Below are 17262 nucleotides of genomic sequence, written 5' to 3' on the forward strand. Positions count from 1 at the left end.
GATCGGCGGGTACTCCGGGTTCTCGGCCCGCAGCACCACTCGCCCGGGGTGCAGCTCGAGGCGCTTCACGGTCAGCTCGCCGTCGAGGATCGCGATGACGACGCTCCCGTGCGTCGGCGTGATCGACCGGTCGACCACGAGCTCGTCGCCGTCGCTGATGCCCGCGCCGACCATGCTCTCGCCCGAGACACGGACGATGAACGTCGACGTCCTGTCGCGGATCAGGTGGTCGTTGAGGTCGAGGGACCCGTCGAAGTAGTCCTGCGCCGGCGACGGGAATCCCGCCGCCACGGCCTCGCTGGTGACGAGGAAGGTGACGGCGACGGTGTCCGAGGCCGGAGTCGCGATGCGCTCCACGACGGTCACGCTCACGGTCGGCTCCCTCCTCGTCGCATCGAACATGTGTTCGAACGCGTCCGAGTGTAGGTCGAGGGCACCGACATTCGGGAGGCGCTCGGCGCCGTCCTGGACCGCCGGCGCGGAGGATCACCGGCGACGCCGCTGGGAGCACGGAGGAGTGGCGCGTCGGCCGACGCGAGCCCAGCCTCCCTGGAGCCTTCTCCGGCACGATCCGACCTCATCCCCTCGGAAGGAGCCCCTCCCATGCGCGCATCCCGTCCCCTTCCCGGCGACCCCTGGCCGTCGGAGATGGTCATCACGGTCGAGGACAACCCCGCGGCGCTGCTCGAGCTCCTCTGGATCCGCGAAGCGTGGGGCTTCACTCCGGCGGGCGACGGGCCGCCGCCGCTCGAGCGGTCCCCGGAACGGGTCGGGTCGGCGGAGCCCGGCGCCGACGAGCAGCGCGCCTGGCCTCAGCTGTGGCAGGACTGCGTCGAGCATCTGGCGGTCGAGACCGGCCCGCTCCTCCGGCAGCTCTCCAGCACCGCCGACGGATCCCCCGAGCGCGCACGCCTCCTCGACCTCGCGCGCGGCCCCGGCTGGCGGGAGCGCTTCGGCGACGACTCCCTCGGAGCGCCTTTCAGCGCCTGGCACGACGAGCTGCGGTCCGCCCGGATGGACGCGCGGGACGTCCCGCTGGACGCCGCCCCGGAGCGGCGCTGCCTCGGCTCCCTCGTCCCCGCCTGGGAGGCCGGACTGAGGACGGTGGTCACCCTCCCCTGCCGCGGCGAGTACACGCGCGCCGTCTCCGGCTCGGTGCTGCTCCTGACCGACAGCGACCACCGGGACCCGGACCGCTACGCGGCCGCGCTCCGCCGGTTCGCCGACGGCTCTCTGGAGTGACGGGGCACGGATCTCCGGATCGGATGAACGCTCGCGCGCTCCGGACGGTATCCCCCTCCGAGCCGCCGATCTCCGGCGACCGCAAGTCTCGAGCAGTGCACGATGACCAGGAACATCAGAGTCGGTATCGCAGCTGTCGCCGTCGCGGGCGTGATGGCGGTGGCACCCGTGCTCGCCGGTGCGAGCAGCGTCGCTCCGGCCGCGGCGACCAGCGACTCCAGCAGCGCGTCGGACAGGAACCTGATCAACGCGGTCCGCTCCGTGGCGGCGAAGCTGCGGGTCGTCGGACTCTCCGACGGCGGCACGAAGCTCGTGCAGTTCAACCCGACCAAGCCCGGCAAGGTCACGAACCGCGTCGCCGTCAGCGGCCTGACCGGCGGCGACACCGCGCTCATCGGCATCGACTACCGCGTCCAGGACGGCGCCCTCTACGGCGTCGGCGACAACGCGGCGAGCGCCGGCGTCTACTCCATCAACCCGTCCACCGGGGTGGCCACCCAGGTGACCCGTCTCACCGTGGCGCTGAGCGGCACCTCCTTCGGCGTCGACTTCAACCCCGCCGCGAACGCGCTCCGCGTGGTCAGCGACACGGGCCAGAACCTCCGTCAGCCGTTCGCCACCGCGGGCGCCGCGACGGTCGCCGACGGCACGCTCAGCTACGCCGCGCCCGCCGTGGCCACCGGTGTCGCCGGGGCCGCGTACACGAACAACGACCTCGACGCGAACAGCGCGACCACCCTGTTCGTCCTCGACACGGCCCTCGACCAGATCGCCATCCAGTCCCCGGCCAATGCCGGCACCCTGGCGCCGACCGGGAAGCTCGGCCTCGACGCAGCGGGTGCGACCGGCTTCGACATCTACTCCGTCCTCCGCAACGGCAGCTCCATCGGCTCGGTCGGCCTCGCCGCCGTCAACGGGTCGCTCTACGAGATCGGACTGCTGAACGGCACGGCGACTCCGCTCGGCGCCATCGGTGCGAACGTCACGGACATCGCCGTCCCGCTCGTCCAGCGCTGACCCGAAAGGCTCCCGGCGACCGCGCCCCTGCCGACCGACGCTCCCGGTGAGCGCCGGTCGGCAGGACGCCGGTCGGCAGGACGCTCCGGCGGGCCGCCGGGGCCGAGAGCCCTCGTCGGAAAGTTCACTCAGCTATGCATCACCGTTCACCCACCGACGGGGCGATCCGGAGTGAGATGAGCGTGCCCCTTTCCGGGGTCTCACCTCTCAAGGAGTCCACGACGTGACACGACTGTTCCGCTCCGCGAACCGCGGACGCTCCGCTCTGGCCCTCTCGGCCGCTGCTCTGGTCTGCGCCGCCGCACTGGCCGCACCCGGCGCCGCCACTGCTGTCGGTGCCGCCGACCTCTCCGCCACCGGCGGAGCCGCCCGCATCTCCCCGGTCGACGCCGACCTCTCCGACTCGCTGCGCGCAGCGGTGAAGGAGCAGGACGCGAAGAACGTCATCCTCCTCATCGGGGACGGCATGGGCGATTCGGAGATCACCGTCGCCCGCAACTACCAGTACGGAGCGGCCGGCCGCTTCCCCGGGATCGACGCCCTGCCGATCACCGGCCAGTACACGACCTACTCGCTCTACCGCGCGGACGACCCGGCGACGGGCGCCGTCAAGGGCGCCCCGGACTACGTGCCCGACTCCGCCGCCACCGGCAGCGCCTGGGCCACCGGCACCAAGACCTACGACAACGCCATCTCGGTCGACATCGACCAGCAGCGCAAGGACACCCTCCTCGAGATCGCGAAGGCGAACGGCCTGAAGACCGGCAACGTCACCACCGCCGAGATCCAGGACGCCACCCCGGCCGTGCAGGCCGCTCACGTCGACGCCCGCAGCTGCTACGGACCCGACAGCGCGAGCTGCGGCGACGACGCGCTGGAGAACGGCGGACTCGGCTCGATCAGCGAGCAGATCCTCGACACCCGCGCCGACCTGACCCTCGGCGGAGGCTCGGCCAGCTTCGCGCAGGTCGCCCGCGCCGGCGACTGGAGCGGCGAGCCGCTGTTCCAGCAGGCCGCGGAGCGCGGCTTCCAGGTGCTCGGGGACGCCACGACTGCCGCCACCGCCGCGCAGCTCGACGCGCTGACCGTCGCCGACCAGGACGCGCCCGTGCTCGGACTGTTCAACTCCGGCAACCTGCCCGTCCGCTACGCGCCCACCCCGGCGACGGTCGGCGGAGCGGACGCCGCCCCGCAGACCTGCGTCGCGAACCCCGACCGTCCGGCCGAGCAGCCGACGCTCCGCTCCATGACCGAGAAGGCGATCGACCTCCTCGACACCGGCGACAAGGGCTTCTTCCTCCAGGTCGAGGGCGCGAGCATCGACAAGCAGGACCACGCCGCGAACGCGTGCGGCCAGATCGGCGAGACCGTCGACCTCGACGAGGCCGTCCAGGCCGCGCTCGCGTTCGCCGAGGCGGACGGGAACACCCTCGTCATCGTCACCGCCGACCACGCCCACTCCAGCCAGATCGTCGACTCCACCCCGCCGACCTCGCTCAGCACCGCGCTGAAGACCGCCGACGGCAGCACCATGAAGGTGTCGTACGGCACCGCCGCCGAGGGCGGATCGCAGCAGCACACCGGAACGCAGCTGCGCATCGCCGCCTACGGACCGGGCGCGGCGAACGTCGCCGGGCTCACCGACCAGACCGACACGTTCTTCACCATCACGAACGCGCTCGGAGTGGACCGCGACATCCGCTCGATGAGCTTCGGAGCCACCGCCGAGCTCTCCGGCTCGTCGTTCGCCCCCGGAGCCGACGTCACCCTCACCGCGAAGGGCTTCAACGGGGACACGCAGCTGATCGGCTCCGCGCCCCTCTTCACGGACCGCACCGCGACCCGCGACCTCGCCGGCGGCGGCCTCACCGTCACGGCGAAGGCGCCCACCACGCCCGGCGACTACAGCGTCACGGTGACCGGCGACCAGACCGGCAAGGCGATCACCCTGCCGTTCACCGTCACCGAGCGCCCGAAGTCGAGCACCCCCATCACCGACAAGGTCAAGGACCTCGGCGGGAAGCTGATCGACAAGATCCGCCAGCACTGAGCACTCGTCGGCCCGGCTCCTCTGGAGGAGCGCGGGCCGACGGAGTCGCGGGAAGGGCCGTCCCTCGGGGCGGCCCTTCCTCGCGTCCGGGGGGATCGGCACAACCGAGCGGGCCGGGTGAGCCCGCCGTTCGATCAGGACGCGTCGGCTCCCGGCGACTCGCGACGCGGCACGGCCCCCGCGCGATGCACGATCGAGCGGATCAGCGCTTCGAGCAGGAGCGGCGCCCCGGCGAGCGCCACCGAGGCGGCGACGACCGACTCCGTCCAGGGCGTGGTGTCGTACGACTGGGAGCCGACGAGCGCGGGAGCGATCGCGAACGTCGCGACGAGGTAGCCGGGCAGCGTCGATCCGATCAGGAGGACGAACGACGCTGCGCGGAGGGGCGACGTCCTCGCCACGAGGACCGCGAGCGCGAGAAGAGCGGTGGGCGCGACCAGTCCCAGCACGACCGCCGGGAGCATCGCCTGCAGGATCGTCGGTGCGCCGAGGATCCCGGACAGGACCGCGTGCAGGCCGAGGCAGCCGAACGCCGCGGCGACCACGGTCCGCAGCACCGCGACCGGGCGCCGCCGTCCCGGACCGACCGCGGCGAGGACGGCGAGAGCGACGAGGAGGTGCCCGATCCCGAGCAGCTGCGCTGCCGATCCGACGTTCTCCCACGGATCGGAGGGCCACGAGTAGTCGTACCGGTGGTCCTCGATCGCCTGCTCGCCCAGGATCGGCCCGGCGACGGCCCAGCGCTGAACGGCGGCGAGCTGCTGCAGCCCGGCCGAGGCGAGCATCAGAGCGCCGGCCGCGATAATCCCGCTCGAGCCCCGCTCACGGGCTCCGGGACGTCCTGACTCCGCTGCTGTCATGCGGCCACGGTAGGGGCCGGGGCGTCCGGCACGGGTGGCCGGGAGGAGAACGTCTCGCCGCGATCGGTCTGCGCGAGACGCCTGCGCGCGATCCGTCGGGACCGGCCCCGGCACCGGTGGGGGATGCTCCGCGGGCCCGTTCCGAGGCCGACGCATCCTCCGCGCACCGGCCCCTGCCCTGTTGCGGACATGTCCGCTAGAGGCTGTTGTCGGCGGTGGGACCGGGTGCCACTGTTCGGAGACGGCCGCCCACCGTCGACCCGATCGAAGGCTCCAGCATGCGCTCTCCCTCCGCCTCCCGCCCGACCGACCCGGACGCCGGTACGGCCCGCTCGACCCCTGAGCGGAGGACGAGGCCTCGGCCGGCGCTCGGCCTGCTCGCGCTGACGGCGACCGTCGCGCTCCTCCTCGGGACCACGGCTCCCCTGTCCGCGGTCGCCGCGGCTCCCGCTGCGACCGGTGTCGTCGGCTGGGGTGACGACTCCAGCGGGCAGGTCACTGCGCCGGCTGGGCTCACCGACGCGACGGCGATCGCCGCGGGCGGCTCCCACAGCCTCGCCCTGCGCAGCGACGGCACCGTCGCCGCCTGGGGCGAGGACAGCAGCGGGCAGGCCACCGTGCCGACCGGTCTGGACGACGTCGTCGCCGTCGACGCCGGCGTGAACCACAGCCTCGCCCTGCGGAGAGACGGGACCGTCACCGCCTGGGGCGACGACGGCGACGGGCAGGCCACAGTGCCGGACGGGCTCGCCGACGTCACCGCCATCGCTGCCGGCGGCTACCACAACCTCGCCCTGCACGGCGACGGGACCGTCACCGCCTGGGGATACGACTTCTACGGCCAGGCGACCGTGCCGGACGGGCTCAGCGGAGTCGTCGCCATCGCCGCCGGCCGATTCCACGACCTCGCGCTGCACCGCGACGGCACCGTCACCGCCTGGGGATACGACGCCTTCGGGCAGACCGACGTGCCCCCGGGACTCACCGGCGTCACCGCCGTCTCCGCCGGAGCCTCCCACAGCCTCGCGCTGCGCTCGGACGGGACCGTCGTCGCCTGGGGCAGCGACAGCGACGGCCAGTCCGACGTCCCCGACGGCCTCGCGGACGTCACCGCCGTCGCCGCCGGCGGGTACCACAGCCTCGCTGTGCGCCGCGACGGCACCGTCACCGCCTGGGGCTACGACGGCTTCGGAGAGGCCTCCGTGCCGGCGGGACTCACCGGCGCCACCGCCGTGTCCGGCGGCAGCTTCCACAGCCTCGCCCTCGGCGCTCGGCCCGTCTTCACGGCCGACGCCCCTCCGGCGACGGCGCCTCTCGGAGCGCCCTTCTCCTACACCTTCGCCACCGGCGGCGCGTCGACGTTCGAGCTCGCCTCCGGGTCCCTCCCGGCCGGCCTGACCCTCACCTCCGCGGGCGTCCTCTCCGGCACCCCGACCGTCGAGGGAGCGTCCTCCTTCACCGTGTCCGCCCGCACCACCTTCGGCACCACCACCGGCGCGCCCCACACCCTCACCGTCGGACCGGCGGCGACCGCTCCGACCCTCTCGGGGACGGCCGCGGCCGGCGTGGTCGGCTCCGCCTACGACTTCACGTACACGGCGACCGGATCCCCGGCGCCGGTCGTCACCGTCGTGTCGGGCACTCTGCCTCCCGGGCTCGCCCTCGACGGCTCAGGCCGCCTCACCGGCACCCCGACCACCGCGGGGACGTACGGCTTCACCCTCCGCGCGGTGAACCCGGCGGGCACCGTCGAGGCGGCGAGCACGCTGACCGTCTCTCCGCAGAAGGCGACCACGAGGGCCGACCTGCGCGTCGACGTCTCCGCTCCGACCACCGCGGTGAAGGGGAGGACGTTCACGTACACGCTCATCACGAAGAACGCCGGACCCTCCACATCGGCGTCCGTCTTCTCGAAGGTGGTCCTCCCCCCGACCGTGCAGTTCGTCTCCGCCACGGGCTCGTACAGCCGCATCGGGAGCATCGTGATCTTCCCGCGCTCGAGTCTCGCGAACGGGCAGACCGTCACCGAGAGGATCACCGTCACGGCCACGCGCACCGGCACCGCGACCGCCTTCGCCGCCGCGTTCTCGGTCAGGACACCGGACCCGTCGATGCGCAGCAACACCGACACCGCCGCGACGACCGTCCGCTGACGGCGGGCGCAGGAGGACGGCGGGCGGGCCTCCGGGATCGCCCGCCGTCTCGATCCGCGGGTACGGATGCATCCGGGGAATTCCCGCTCACCGGCGCCCGACCCGCGGAGGGGGCGGCTAGAGCACGTCCGCGATCGCGGCGAACGTCCCGTCCGGGTCCTCGAGCTGCATGTCGTGGTGCACGCCCGGGAGCCGGCGCACCTGCCAGCCCCGCTGCTCGAACCGCGCGGCCAGGGCGTCCGGCAGCACCGCCGGCGACTGGTCGGAGAGCACGACCGTCGACGGGACCGCCGGCGCCTCGACCGGGACCGGGTGGAAGGCGACGTCCCGGAACACGCCGACGGCCATCCGCGCGTCGAACCTCTTCTTCGCGTCGTCGAGCAGCGCGCGGATCTCCGGGCTGTAGGCGGCGCGGACCGCGGCGCTCGCCCGCGCCTGCCCGAGCTGGGCGACGCCGAGCGACAGCAGCGGTGCCGCCCAGAACAGCCGTCCGCGCAGGCCGCTCGTGGGGAGCGACAGGGCGAACCCGGGATCGAGGTAGACGGCCCGGCCGGGCGCGAGTCCGGCGACGGCACGCTGCAGCACCGCGCCGCCGAGCGAGTGGCCGACCACGCTGTGGAGCCCTGCCGGCAGCGTCTCGACCAGATCGGCGGCCATGTCGTCGATCCGGTACGACTCGGCCCGCGGGCTCTCGCCGTGCCCGCGCAGATCGACGGCGGTGACGGTGTGACGGCCGGTCGCGACGAGCCGCTCGACGAGCGGCCCCCAGGTCGCCGCCGACCCGCCGAGACCGTGCACCAGCCCGACGTGTCGTGGTCCGGATCCGGTGGTGAGGGTCTGCAGGCGCATCCCCTGATCCTGCCGGAGACGGCGCCTGAGGCGGAGGCGCCGGGCGGATGCGGAGCCTGCTGCTGCACCCTCTGCGTCGACGATCGCGCCACATCTCCTGCCATCGAGGTGTGCGCTCTTGACTCCGCCGATGAGCGCTGGGAGGTTCTCCGGATGCGGTGGCACTCCGCCGTCCGCCCGAGCAGCCGGCCGAAGAGAGGACCTCCATGACAGCGACGAGCAGAGCCACGGGAACGGTCGGCCGGACCGCCGTCGTCTTCGGGGCGGCGGGTCTCGTCGTCGGGGCCGTCGTCGGCGGAGCCGCCGTCTTCGGAGCGGGGCTCCTCCTCGACGACTCGAGATCGAGGATCACGATCCGGGACGTCACCCGCGCGGAGCTGGACGGACTCGAGCGCGCTGCCGCTCCGAGCAGGGAGGCCTGCGGAGATCGTCGTGGGTGCGTGGAGGGCGTCGACGGGCCCGGGGCGTCGATCCACCGCTACCACTCCCTCGATCTCGCGCGGCAGGCGACGGTGTACAACACGAGGGACGTCTACCGGTCGGACCGGCTCGTCGTCGAGTTCGAACCGGATCTGGGCCCCGATGAGCGGCACGACCTGATCCAGGTGATCGAAGGGACCTGGACCGGGAGCAGCGACTGACGGGCGTGAAGCGAGCCGCACGGACGGCGTCGACGAGCGACCGGAGGGCGGGGCCCTCGACTACTCGCTCAGCGCCGATCCTCCCCCGGAATGCCCACCGGACAGGGGCCTCCGCAGGGGGTCCGCTCGGGTGCGGTCCGGGCCTACGCTCGCCCCATGCACCTCCGCACGGTCGCGATCAGGCCCGGCACCGCCGCCCTCGCGCCGGTCGGCGCGCCGCCTCGGACCGCGCTGGACGACGTGCTCGCCCACCTGGTCGCGGCGCTGGCGATCGGATCCGGCCTGCTGCTCGTCCCGGCGGGCGTCGGCGGAGTGCCGCTCCTCGCCACCGGATCGACCGGAGCGAGCGCCTTCGAGGCGTGGGCGCTGATCCGGACGACGGTGGCCCTGCAGATCGGCATCGCCGTGCTCGCGATCGGTCTCGGCGCCGTGGCGCGGACGCGCGGACCCGCGGGAACCCGGGCGGAGCGCTGGTGCGTGGTCGCCGCGGTGAGCGCCGCGATCGGCGTGGTCCTGCTGGTCGTGCCGCCGGCCTGAGGAGCCTCCGGAGAGCGACGACCACCGGCCCGTCAGAATCGCCGCGCCCGGCCGTGACCGAACCGTCACCTCGCGCCGCGCGGCGTGATCGGATCGTTGCAGGATCCGGCACCGGCTGAGGTTCCGCATAGGACACACTCGGCCACAGGGGGCGATCGTCCCCCGCTCATGGGGAAGCCGACCGCGATCAGCGGCTCGGAGAAAGCAGGAATCGTGCGTTCTGCGCGACGACGCCACGGCGTCACCATCATCACCACTGCGGCACTGCTGGGGGCGCTCGCGTTCCCGTCCGTCGCCCTGGCCACCGAGGTCGTCCCTGACGCCGCCTCGAGCCCCGCACCGGCCGAGCCGGCTCCCACCGCGGAGCCGACCGCGACTCCGGAGCCCACGGCGACGCCGCAGCCGGCCTCGACTCCGGCGCCCACTCCGGCTCCGACCACCGCGCCCGTCGAGAGCGCGCAGTCGCCCCTGGCGATCGCCCTCGACCGCACCACCTACGAAGCGGGCTCGGCGTTCTCCGCGATCCCCTCGGCGGAGGGCTGGGCCGGCGGCCTGGACGTGTCCGGGACCGGTTTCCAGCCCGGCACCGTCGCCGTCGTCGTGCTCCGCGACGGCGCCTCGGAGGAGGCCGTCACCACCAGCGTGATCACCGCCTCCGGCGAGCTCCGCCTCCAGGACTGGCTCCCCACCGACGCGGACGGCGTCGCGGTGGACCCCCACCTCCCGCTCCCCGGCGAGACGATCTCCGTCGTCGCGGAGGGACTCGACGCCTCGGGCGCCCGTGTCGCCTCCGATGCCGTCGAGCTGACCGTGACGCAGCCCGACACGAGCGTCGTCTTCCAGAACCGGGAGGACGGCGGGGTGCTCCCGGCCGGTGCGGACATCCAGGTCGGAGAGTTCCGGATCTACGGCGTCGTCGCCTCGTTCCGCGGATTCGACCGCGGCGAGGACGTGTCCGTCACGCTCACCGCGCCCGACGGCAGCACCTCCGCCCTCGTGCCCCCCGCGCCGACCCCGCTCTCGGGCGAGGCCTTCGTCCTGCTCGACGCCGACACCATGGCGGACCAGCTGGGCACCTTCTCCGTCACCGCCACGGGAGAGACCAGCGGACGCTCCGTGACGTCGTCGCTGGAGCAGGTCCCCTCGCGCACCGCGATCCGGATCTGGCCCCAGGGGGCTTCGCCCGAGCCCGCCCCGGCGGACGGACAGCCCACCAGCGGTGGCGCTCTCCTCGGCTTCGGCGCGGACGAGACCGTCTCGATCGGCGTCTTCTCGACCTCGGGTGCGCGCCAGACGCTCACGGGCGGCGGCTCGAGCCTCGAGGTCGGCGTCGACGGGCTCGGCTGGAGCCTGATCTCCCTCGGCGAGTACCCTCTGCAGGACCCGGCGAGCGAGATCTACTGCGTCATCGCCCGCGGCACGTCGAGCGGTCTCGTGGCGAGCACCTCCTACGACTACACGCTGACGGAGGAGGACCCGATCGCCGGAGAGGCCGACTGCTCCGCCGCGGTCGCCGCCGTCACGGCGCACCCTGCCGGCGCCGGGCCCGCAGTGCACCCGGCCGGCTCCGGACCCGCGGCGCAGACGGGCGGCCACCGCCCCGTCCTCGCCTCGACCGGCGTCTCGACGACCGCGCCGCTCGCCCTGGCCGCCTTCGGCATCCTCGGCGGTCTCGCCCTGACGGTGCTCCGCCGCCGCCGCGCGTAGACGGCCGCGCACCGCGCACGACGAAGGCGCCCGGGCACACCGCCCGGGCGCCTTCGTCGTCGCGAGACCTGTCGGGTCAGTCGGACGGCACCGCGCAGGTCTCCTCCGCCGCGGTCTGACCCGGAGCGTCGACGGCGACGGGAGCGGGATCCGTCGGAGCCGCGCCGCCCTCCGCGGGCGTCTCCGCCGCGGGCGCCTCCTCCGCCGGAGCGTCGGACGCGAGGGTCACCGGCTGGTCGTTGAGGACGCGGCTCATGAGCTCGGCGCCGACCTCGGCGTTCGGCACGACCTTGCCCGGGTAGTCCGGGTCGTCGAGCGCCGGGTACTGCACGAACACCATCTTCGAGAGGTCGACGTCCTTCAGCGCGAGGGCGAGCGAGATCATCGTCGCCGGGCTCGTGAGCGACGTCGACAGGTGCACGTTCGACGAAGTCGCCTGCGCGAGTCCGTAGAGGGCGGGGATGTTCGAGAGGGTGTCGGCCGAGCGGACGGTGCGCATCAGGGAGGCCAGGTACTGCTGCTGCGACGAGATGCGGCTGAGGTCGCTCTGGTCGCCGACGCCGTGGCGGCTGCGGAGGAACGAGAGGGCCATCGACCCGGAGACGGTGGAGGTGCCGGCGGGCAGGTCCAGGCCCGAGTCGGTGTCGAGGATCGGACCGGTGAGGCAGATCGGGACCCCGCCGACGGCGTTGCTCATCTCGATGACGCCGTTGAAGGACACCCAGCCGGCGTAGGGCACCGTCAGGCCGGTGAACTGCTGCAGGGTGTCGTTGACGCAGGCGAGCCCGCCGTACTGGAACGCGGAGTTGAGCGGGACGCCGGCGGCCGCCTCGGTGACGACGCCCGTCTCGGGGTCGGTGCACGCGGGACGGTCCAGGATCAGGTCGCGCGGGAAGCTGATCACCGTCGCGCTGCGGTGGTCGGCCGAGACGTGGAGCAGGATGTTGACGTCGTTGAGCGTGTCGTCGCGGACGCCGAAGGAGTCGCCCTGCGTGGCGTCGTTGTCGGTGCCGACCACCAGGACGTCGAAGCCGCCCTCGACCGCGCCCATCTGCACGTTCCCGGCGGTGGGAGGAGCGACGCCGAGGTCGACCGCGTTGTCGGCGACGTTCCGGCTGATGCTCACCGTCGCGATCGCCACGAGCGAGGTGGCGCTGACGGCGAGGACGCCGACCACCGCCGCGATCCCGACCACCACTGTCCGCACCCCGGACCGCCGCCGGAGCCGCCCGTGCCGCACCGCGCGCTCGTGAACCCTCATGCGCTCCCACCCCTCGCCCCGCCCGCCCGTTCGCGGACGCAGTCGCTCGCCAGTGTAGGCAGGCCCCCTCCGATGCGGCGCGGAACGGCCCTGCTACCGTCGTGCGCGCATCGAGGAGCGGAGGAGGAGCCGTGGAACGCCGAGTCGTCGATCCCGTCACGCAGATCGAGTGGATCGTCCCGCCGTTCGCGACCGAGGAGGACACCCTCGCCCGCGCGCGGGCCGATCGGGAGGGGCGGCTCGCCGACCTCCGCCTGTACCCGGACCACTGCGCGGAGTATCCGCTCTGGGCGGTCGACGGCCCGATCGACGATCCGGGTGCGATCGGCGTCCCGGAGGCCCTGCACGGACCGCTGCTCCGCTGGCAGGAGCTCTGGGCGTCCGGATGCGACGTGTTCGAGGGCTGGAGGAGCGCCGAGGCGGAGGAGCGCTGGCTCGCCCTCGGCCGGGAGCTGCACACCGAGCTCGAGGCCGCCCTCTGGCTGACGACCGGGGTGCTCGCCTGCTTCTGAGGACTGCTGCTCGGACATCCGCGGGAAAGCCGGCGCAACCCGTCCCCGGACCGGCCCCCGCGTGCCTACCCTGGACGGTGCGCTCTCCTCGTCTTCTGCAGCAGGTCGTCGGCAAGCTCGGCGGGCAGCGGCCCGCGGCCCCGGTGAGCCGTCGAGCGCAGCGCGCGCTCCTCGCCGAGCAGACGGTCCGCGGAGTGCTCGAGCTGGCCGTGCGGCTGGGCGAGACGCTGCTCTCGCTGGGGTCCGCGGCCGCCGAGGTGACCGAGACGATCCAGCGGGTGTGCCGCGCCTACGGCATCGAGTGCCAGGTCGACCTCACCTTCACGTCGATCCTGGTCGTGCACGACGGAGGCGACGACTCCCCCAGCGTGAGCGTGCTGCGCGTCGTCCCCTCCCGCAGCGCCGACTACGAGCGGCTCGCCCGCGTGACGGCGCTCGTCACCGCCATCACCGAGGGCTCGCCGGAGGTGCGGGTCGCCGACGCCGTCGACTCCGCCGAGGCCCGCGAGGAGGCCCGCCACCAGTTCGAGGCCGCGCACGACCGGCTCGACGCGATCCTCGTCCAGCCGCACCGCTACCGCCGCGGAGTCGTCACCCTCACGCTCGCGCTGATGGCCGCGGGCGTCGCGCTCCTGCTCGGGGGCGGACCCCTCGTCGTGCTCCTCGCCGCCGCGACGGCAGCCGCGATCGACCTGGTCAACCAGCTGCTCGCCCGCTGGGGCCTGCCCGCCTTCTTCCAGCAGATCGCGGGCGCCGCGCTGGCGACCGGAGTGGCGGTGGTGCTGCTCGCGGTCGTGCCGCGGCTGCCCGTGGAGCTGGCGGTGCTGCCGCCCGCGCTCGTCGTCGCGTCGGGGGTGGTCGTGCTCCTCGCCGGGCTCTCGTTCGTGGGAGCGGCGGACGACGCGATCAACGGGTTCCCGATCACGGCGGGCGGCCGGCTGCTCGAGGTCGGCCTGCTGACGCTGGGCATCGTCGTCGGCATCGCCGTGGTGCTCGACGGCGCGCGCTCGCTCGGGGTCGAGCTGGTGCTGGTCGACTCCTACGCCCGCCCCTGGCCGGCCGCCGTGCAGGTGCTCGGCGCCGGGGTCGCGGCGGGCGCCTGGGCGCTCTCGTCGCACACCCCTCCGCGGCCCGCGCTCATCGCCGCCCTCACCGGAGCCGGTGCGTTCCTCGTCTCCGACTCGCTGACCACCTCGGGCTTCGCGCCGCTCATGGCCAACGCCCTCCCGGCGCTGGCGATCGGCCTGCTCGGCGAGATGCTGGCCGAGCGGATGCGGGTGCCCGCCGTGGTGACGACCGCGTGCGCGATCGTCCCCCTCCTGCCCGGCCTCACCCTCTACCGCGGCGTCCTCGGCCTCACCTCGAACGCCGGCCCGAGCGCCGGGATCGAGCTCCTGCTCCAGGCGGGCATGATCGCGCTGGGCCTCGCCGGCGGAGTCACGCTCGGCCGGATCGCCTACCGCCGCCTGCGCACCCCGATCGTGCGGGCGGTGGCGCCGGTCCGCGCCCGGACCCGCCGGGACCGCGGGATCGAGCAGGCCCTCGCCGCCGACGTCCTCTACCCCGACGGCGCCGAGGCCGGGCAGGCGGACACCGCACAGGACGCCACAGCGTCGGGCAGCGGATCCAGCCTCACGGCGTCCGACCCGTCGGCGCCGGCCGCGGTCGACCCCGCACCGCTGCCCGACGAGCCGGCGCCGGCCGCCGAGGAGCCGTTCACCCGCACCGGGATCGTCCCGATCGTCAGCACGATCGGCGTGACGGAGCCGGTGCCGATCGTCACCGAGGAGGATCCGGCCGACCGGGGCTGACGACAGGGCCTGCTCCCGCGGCCGGCTCCTCGCCGCAGGGGTGGGCGCGCCGGTCAGTCCGCGTGGCCCCGCACGACCGCGGTCCGGCGGGTGTCGATCACGATCACCGAGCCGAGCACGATCAGGGCGAGCGACACCGAGGCGAGCGTGTCGGTCAGCCAGTGGTAGCCGAGGTAGAGCCGGGCGACGATCTGGCCGGCGATCATCCCGAGCGAGAGCGCGAAGCCCCCGATCATCCAGCTCCGGGAGGAGCGGCGGGAGGCGAGGAGGAACGTGGTGATCAGGAAGAAGTCGCTCACGCCGGTGACGTGGCCGGAGGGGAACGAGAAGGTCCCGTCGGGCCCGAGCAGCATGTACTCGACCGGCGGGCGCATCCGCATCACGAGGTGCGCGGCCAGCTGCACGCTGAGCATCCCGACGAGCATGCCGCCGGCCAGGAGGATCGGCCGCCAGAGGTGCCGCGCGAGGACGAACCAGAGCACGAGCACCGCCAGGATGATGACCGGCAGGTAGACCGGCCCGAAGACGGTGGCGAGCGCGTCCATCACGACCGTGCCCTCGGCGGAGCGCTTCTCGCGGAACCACTCGGCGACGACCGGATCGAGGACGGTGAGGCCGGTGCCGCTCGCGACCTGCGCGGTGAAGGCCGCGAAGAGGACGACGCCGACGCCGATGAGGCCGAAGCCGGCCCGGTCGAGGCCGCGGCGCGCATCCGGGGGCATCACGCGCTCCTCCACGAGGAACCGCTGGTGGAAGCGGGCGCGGCGCGAGAGGGCGGGGGTGGTCATCCGCTCACCCTAGGGCTGCGGAGGCGCCGCCGACCGGGCCGTTCGCTCAGCGTCCTGCCGCGTAGTGCGTCTGGATCTGCTCCGGCGTGAGGACCGTCGAGTACACCGCGGCGTAGCGCAGGCTCCCGCCGAAGTACGAGGAGCCGACGTTCGGCCACTGGCCGCCCAGGCTGTCGTATCCGATCTTCCAGGTGCCCGTCGTGTTCTCGGCCGTGCGGTACGTGCTGTTCGAGGCGACCTTCACGCCGTCGACCCAGAGCGCGATGCCCGCCGTCGGCGAGAGCGTGGAGACGACGTGGTGCCAGAGCCCGTCGTTGACGGCGCGGGTGCTCGTGATGGTCTGCGCGGCGCCGTTGTAGACGCCGAAGACGAGCTTGCCGTCGGCGCCGATGTAGGTGTGGCGGTCGTACTGGCCGCCGGGAGCGGTGGCTCCCGCGCTGAAGCTGAAGAGCTTGCCGCCCGCGTTCGTGGTCTTGAACCAGATCTCGGTGCTGAAGGCGCCGGGGTTCCTGATCTCCAGCGGCGTGCTCAGGTACTGGTTGGTGCCGTTCGGCGTCCAGGAGCCGCCCGCGTCGCGCGGGCAGGCCTTGGGCGTCGCGGCGGAGCTGACCATCGCGGTCGGGAAGAGGCTGGTGGAGCGGTAGGTGCCCGGGTACTGGCCGGAGTCCGTGTCGGGCGCGGTCGTCGATCCGCTCGGCTGCGCGAGCGTGTAGGCGAAGAGCGCGGCCCCGCGGTCGGCGGCGAGGGCGCCGTCGCAGGTGAAGAACGCGGCGGCGCTGCCGACCGTGTTGGTCGAGTTCAGGATCGACGCGGTGTACGCGCCCGAGGTGGCGGGGGCGGTGAGCAGCACGGCGGCCAGAGCGGCGGCGGCGAGGGCGGCGGCGACAGACCTCGGACGGGCGAGGAGGGTGCGCAGCCGCGCGGCCGGTGAGGCGGCGGAGAGGCGGTGCCGGCTCATGCCGTCTCCTCCTCGCGGGCGGCGCGGCGGCCGCGCTCGGCGGTCCGCTCCGGCTCGCCGGGGAGGCCGACGAAGACCGTGTAGAGCACCGGGATCGCGCAGAGCAGGACGAAGAGGACCCAGCCCCAGAACGGCAGGTGCAGAGCGGAGGAGAGGGCGTAGGCGTCTCCGTCGTGCGCCGGGATCTGCAGGCGGCCGACCTGTCCGGAGACCAGGTCGACGGGGTCGGCGCCCTCGGCGCTCACGCGGATGGGGAGGACGCCCGTCGAGACGAGCGTGGCGTTCGTCGTGCCGCTGTCGACGGTGGCCTCGAGGACGACGATGCCGACCAGCGGGCGGAGCACGAAGACGGTGACGGACGCGACGAGCGAGAGGCCGAGGATCCGCATCGACGCCCGCTGGGTGGGCGAGGCGATGAAGCGGGTGAGCAGCTGCACGAGGACGGCGCCGATGATCACCAGCGGCAGGCCGCGCACGAGCCAGCCGAGCACCGGCAGCGCCGTGGTGACGACTCCGATGAGCTGGTCCTGGCCGGTGGCCCACGGATCGACGGCTCCGTTGATGTCGCCCTGGGTGCGGAGCGTGCCGTCGTCCGCGATCTCGACGACCCGGTGGGTGTAGGTCTCGTCGGGCGTGGTGGTGGGGTGGAAGCTGACCGCGTCGCCGACCCGGACGTCCTCGAGGGCCGTCGGCTCGGTGAGGACGAGGGTGCCGACCGGGGCGGCCGTACCCATGGAGGGCGTCTGCACGATGAACCAGCGTCCGCCGGACGCGTGGAACAGGAGCGCCGCCGCGACCAGGACGGCCAGCAGAGCGGTCGTCGTCCCGATCAGGGCGGTGCGGAGGAGGGACCGGCGGGGGCGGTCGGTGCGGGGG

The 17262-nt window shown here is 73.7% G+C and carries 16 protein-coding genes; 9 read left to right on the forward strand and 7 right to left on the reverse strand.

Features of this window, described 5'->3' with window-relative positions:
- Positions 1 to 348, reverse strand: a 348-nt coding sequence (locus C5C50_RS15835; RefSeq protein WP_258067788.1) for a LexA family transcriptional regulator, incomplete at its 3' end; no start/stop codon positions are given.
- 255 nt (positions 349 to 603) lie between these two features.
- Between C5C50_RS15835 and C5C50_RS15840 the strand changes: the two genes are divergently transcribed.
- From C5C50_RS15840 to phoA, 3 genes are all read left to right on the forward strand, one after another.
- Positions 604 to 1242, forward strand: a complete 639-nt coding sequence (locus C5C50_RS15840; RefSeq protein ID WP_104273879.1) for a hypothetical protein — start codon at positions 604 to 606, stop codon at positions 1240 to 1242.
- A gap of 102 nt (positions 1243 to 1344) precedes the next feature.
- The gene (locus C5C50_RS15845; protein WP_219812191.1) at positions 1345 to 2259 is read left to right on the forward strand and encodes a DUF4394 domain-containing protein; all 915 of its coding nucleotides are present in this window, start codon (positions 1345 to 1347) and stop codon (positions 2257 to 2259) included.
- A 223-nt stretch (positions 2260 to 2482) separates the two neighbouring features.
- Positions 2483 to 4309, forward strand: coding sequence for an alkaline phosphatase (gene phoA / locus C5C50_RS15850; protein WP_258065679.1), 1827 nt, complete (start codon positions 2483 to 2485; stop codon positions 4307 to 4309).
- A gap of 134 nt (positions 4310 to 4443) precedes the next feature.
- Here phoA and C5C50_RS15855 read toward each other — a convergent pair whose 3' ends face one another.
- Positions 4444 to 5169, reverse strand: a complete 726-nt coding sequence (locus tag C5C50_RS15855; protein WP_146079477.1) for a hypothetical protein — start codon at positions 5167 to 5169, stop codon at positions 4444 to 4446.
- A 278-nt stretch (positions 5170 to 5447) separates the two neighbouring features.
- On the opposite strand from C5C50_RS15855, the gene C5C50_RS15860 reads away from it, so the two are divergent.
- Positions 5448 to 7322, forward strand: a complete 1875-nt coding sequence (locus C5C50_RS15860; protein WP_104273880.1) for a DUF11 domain-containing protein — start codon at positions 5448 to 5450, stop codon at positions 7320 to 7322.
- Positions 7323 to 7439: 117 nt separating this feature from the next.
- Here the strand turns inward: C5C50_RS15860 and C5C50_RS15865 are convergent, their stop codons facing one another.
- Positions 7440 to 8171: an alpha/beta fold hydrolase gene (locus C5C50_RS15865; protein WP_104273881.1), complete on the reverse strand. Its 732-nt coding sequence runs from the start codon at positions 8169 to 8171 to the stop codon at positions 7440 to 7442.
- Between the two features lie 206 nt (positions 8172 to 8377).
- Between C5C50_RS15865 and C5C50_RS15870 the strand changes: the two genes are divergently transcribed.
- The 3 genes from C5C50_RS15870 to C5C50_RS15880 all read left to right on the forward strand — a co-directional run bounded on the left by C5C50_RS15870 (position 8378) and on the right by C5C50_RS15880 (position 11056).
- The gene (locus C5C50_RS15870) at positions 8378 to 8812 is read left to right on the forward strand and encodes a hypothetical protein (RefSeq protein WP_104226555.1); all 435 of its coding nucleotides are present in this window, start codon (positions 8378 to 8380) and stop codon (positions 8810 to 8812) included.
- Between the two features lie 156 nt (positions 8813 to 8968).
- A complete protein-coding gene (locus C5C50_RS15875) occupies positions 8969 to 9349 on the forward strand; it encodes a hypothetical protein (protein ID WP_146085924.1) in 381 nt (126 codons plus the stop codon).
- Between the two features lie 213 nt (positions 9350 to 9562).
- A complete protein-coding gene (locus C5C50_RS15880; protein ID WP_146078972.1) occupies positions 9563 to 11056 on the forward strand; it encodes an LPXTG cell wall anchor domain-containing protein in 1494 nt (497 codons plus the stop codon).
- A gap of 76 nt (positions 11057 to 11132) precedes the next feature.
- Here C5C50_RS15880 and C5C50_RS15885 read toward each other — a convergent pair whose 3' ends face one another.
- Positions 11133 to 12317, reverse strand: coding sequence for an LCP family protein (locus C5C50_RS15885; RefSeq protein WP_146078973.1), 1185 nt, complete (start codon positions 12315 to 12317; stop codon positions 11133 to 11135).
- A gap of 131 nt (positions 12318 to 12448) precedes the next feature.
- Here C5C50_RS15885 and C5C50_RS17125 point away from each other — a divergent pair, with 131 nt between their 5' ends.
- On the forward strand, positions 12449 to 12829 hold the full coding sequence (locus C5C50_RS17125; protein ID WP_181133956.1) for a hypothetical protein: 381 nt from the start codon (positions 12449 to 12451) through the stop codon (positions 12827 to 12829).
- Between the two features lie 77 nt (positions 12830 to 12906).
- Positions 12907 to 14640 (forward strand): threonine/serine exporter ThrE family protein, encoded by a 1734-nt coding sequence (locus C5C50_RS15895; protein WP_181133957.1) that lies wholly within the window; start codon positions 12907 to 12909, stop codon positions 14638 to 14640.
- A 53-nt stretch (positions 14641 to 14693) separates the two neighbouring features.
- On the opposite strand, the gene C5C50_RS15900 is transcribed toward C5C50_RS15895, so the two are convergent.
- The 3 genes from C5C50_RS15900 to C5C50_RS17130 all read right to left on the reverse strand — a co-directional run.
- On the reverse strand, positions 14694 to 15428 hold the full coding sequence (locus C5C50_RS15900; protein ID WP_104273884.1) for a phosphatase PAP2 family protein: 735 nt from the start codon (positions 15426 to 15428) through the stop codon (positions 14694 to 14696).
- Positions 15429 to 15474: 46 nt separating this feature from the next.
- A complete protein-coding gene (locus C5C50_RS15905; protein ID WP_104273885.1) occupies positions 15475 to 16386 on the reverse strand; it encodes a LamG domain-containing protein in 912 nt (303 codons plus the stop codon).
- Positions 16383 to 17262, reverse strand: an 880-nt coding sequence (locus C5C50_RS17130) for a S26 family signal peptidase (protein WP_104273886.1), incomplete at its 5' end; no start/stop codon positions are given. The genes C5C50_RS17130 and C5C50_RS15905, both read right to left, overlap by 4 nt.

Source organism: Rathayibacter sp. AY1D9, assembly GCF_002932395.1.
Lineage (GTDB): Bacteria > Actinomycetota > Actinomycetes > Actinomycetales > Microbacteriaceae > Rathayibacter.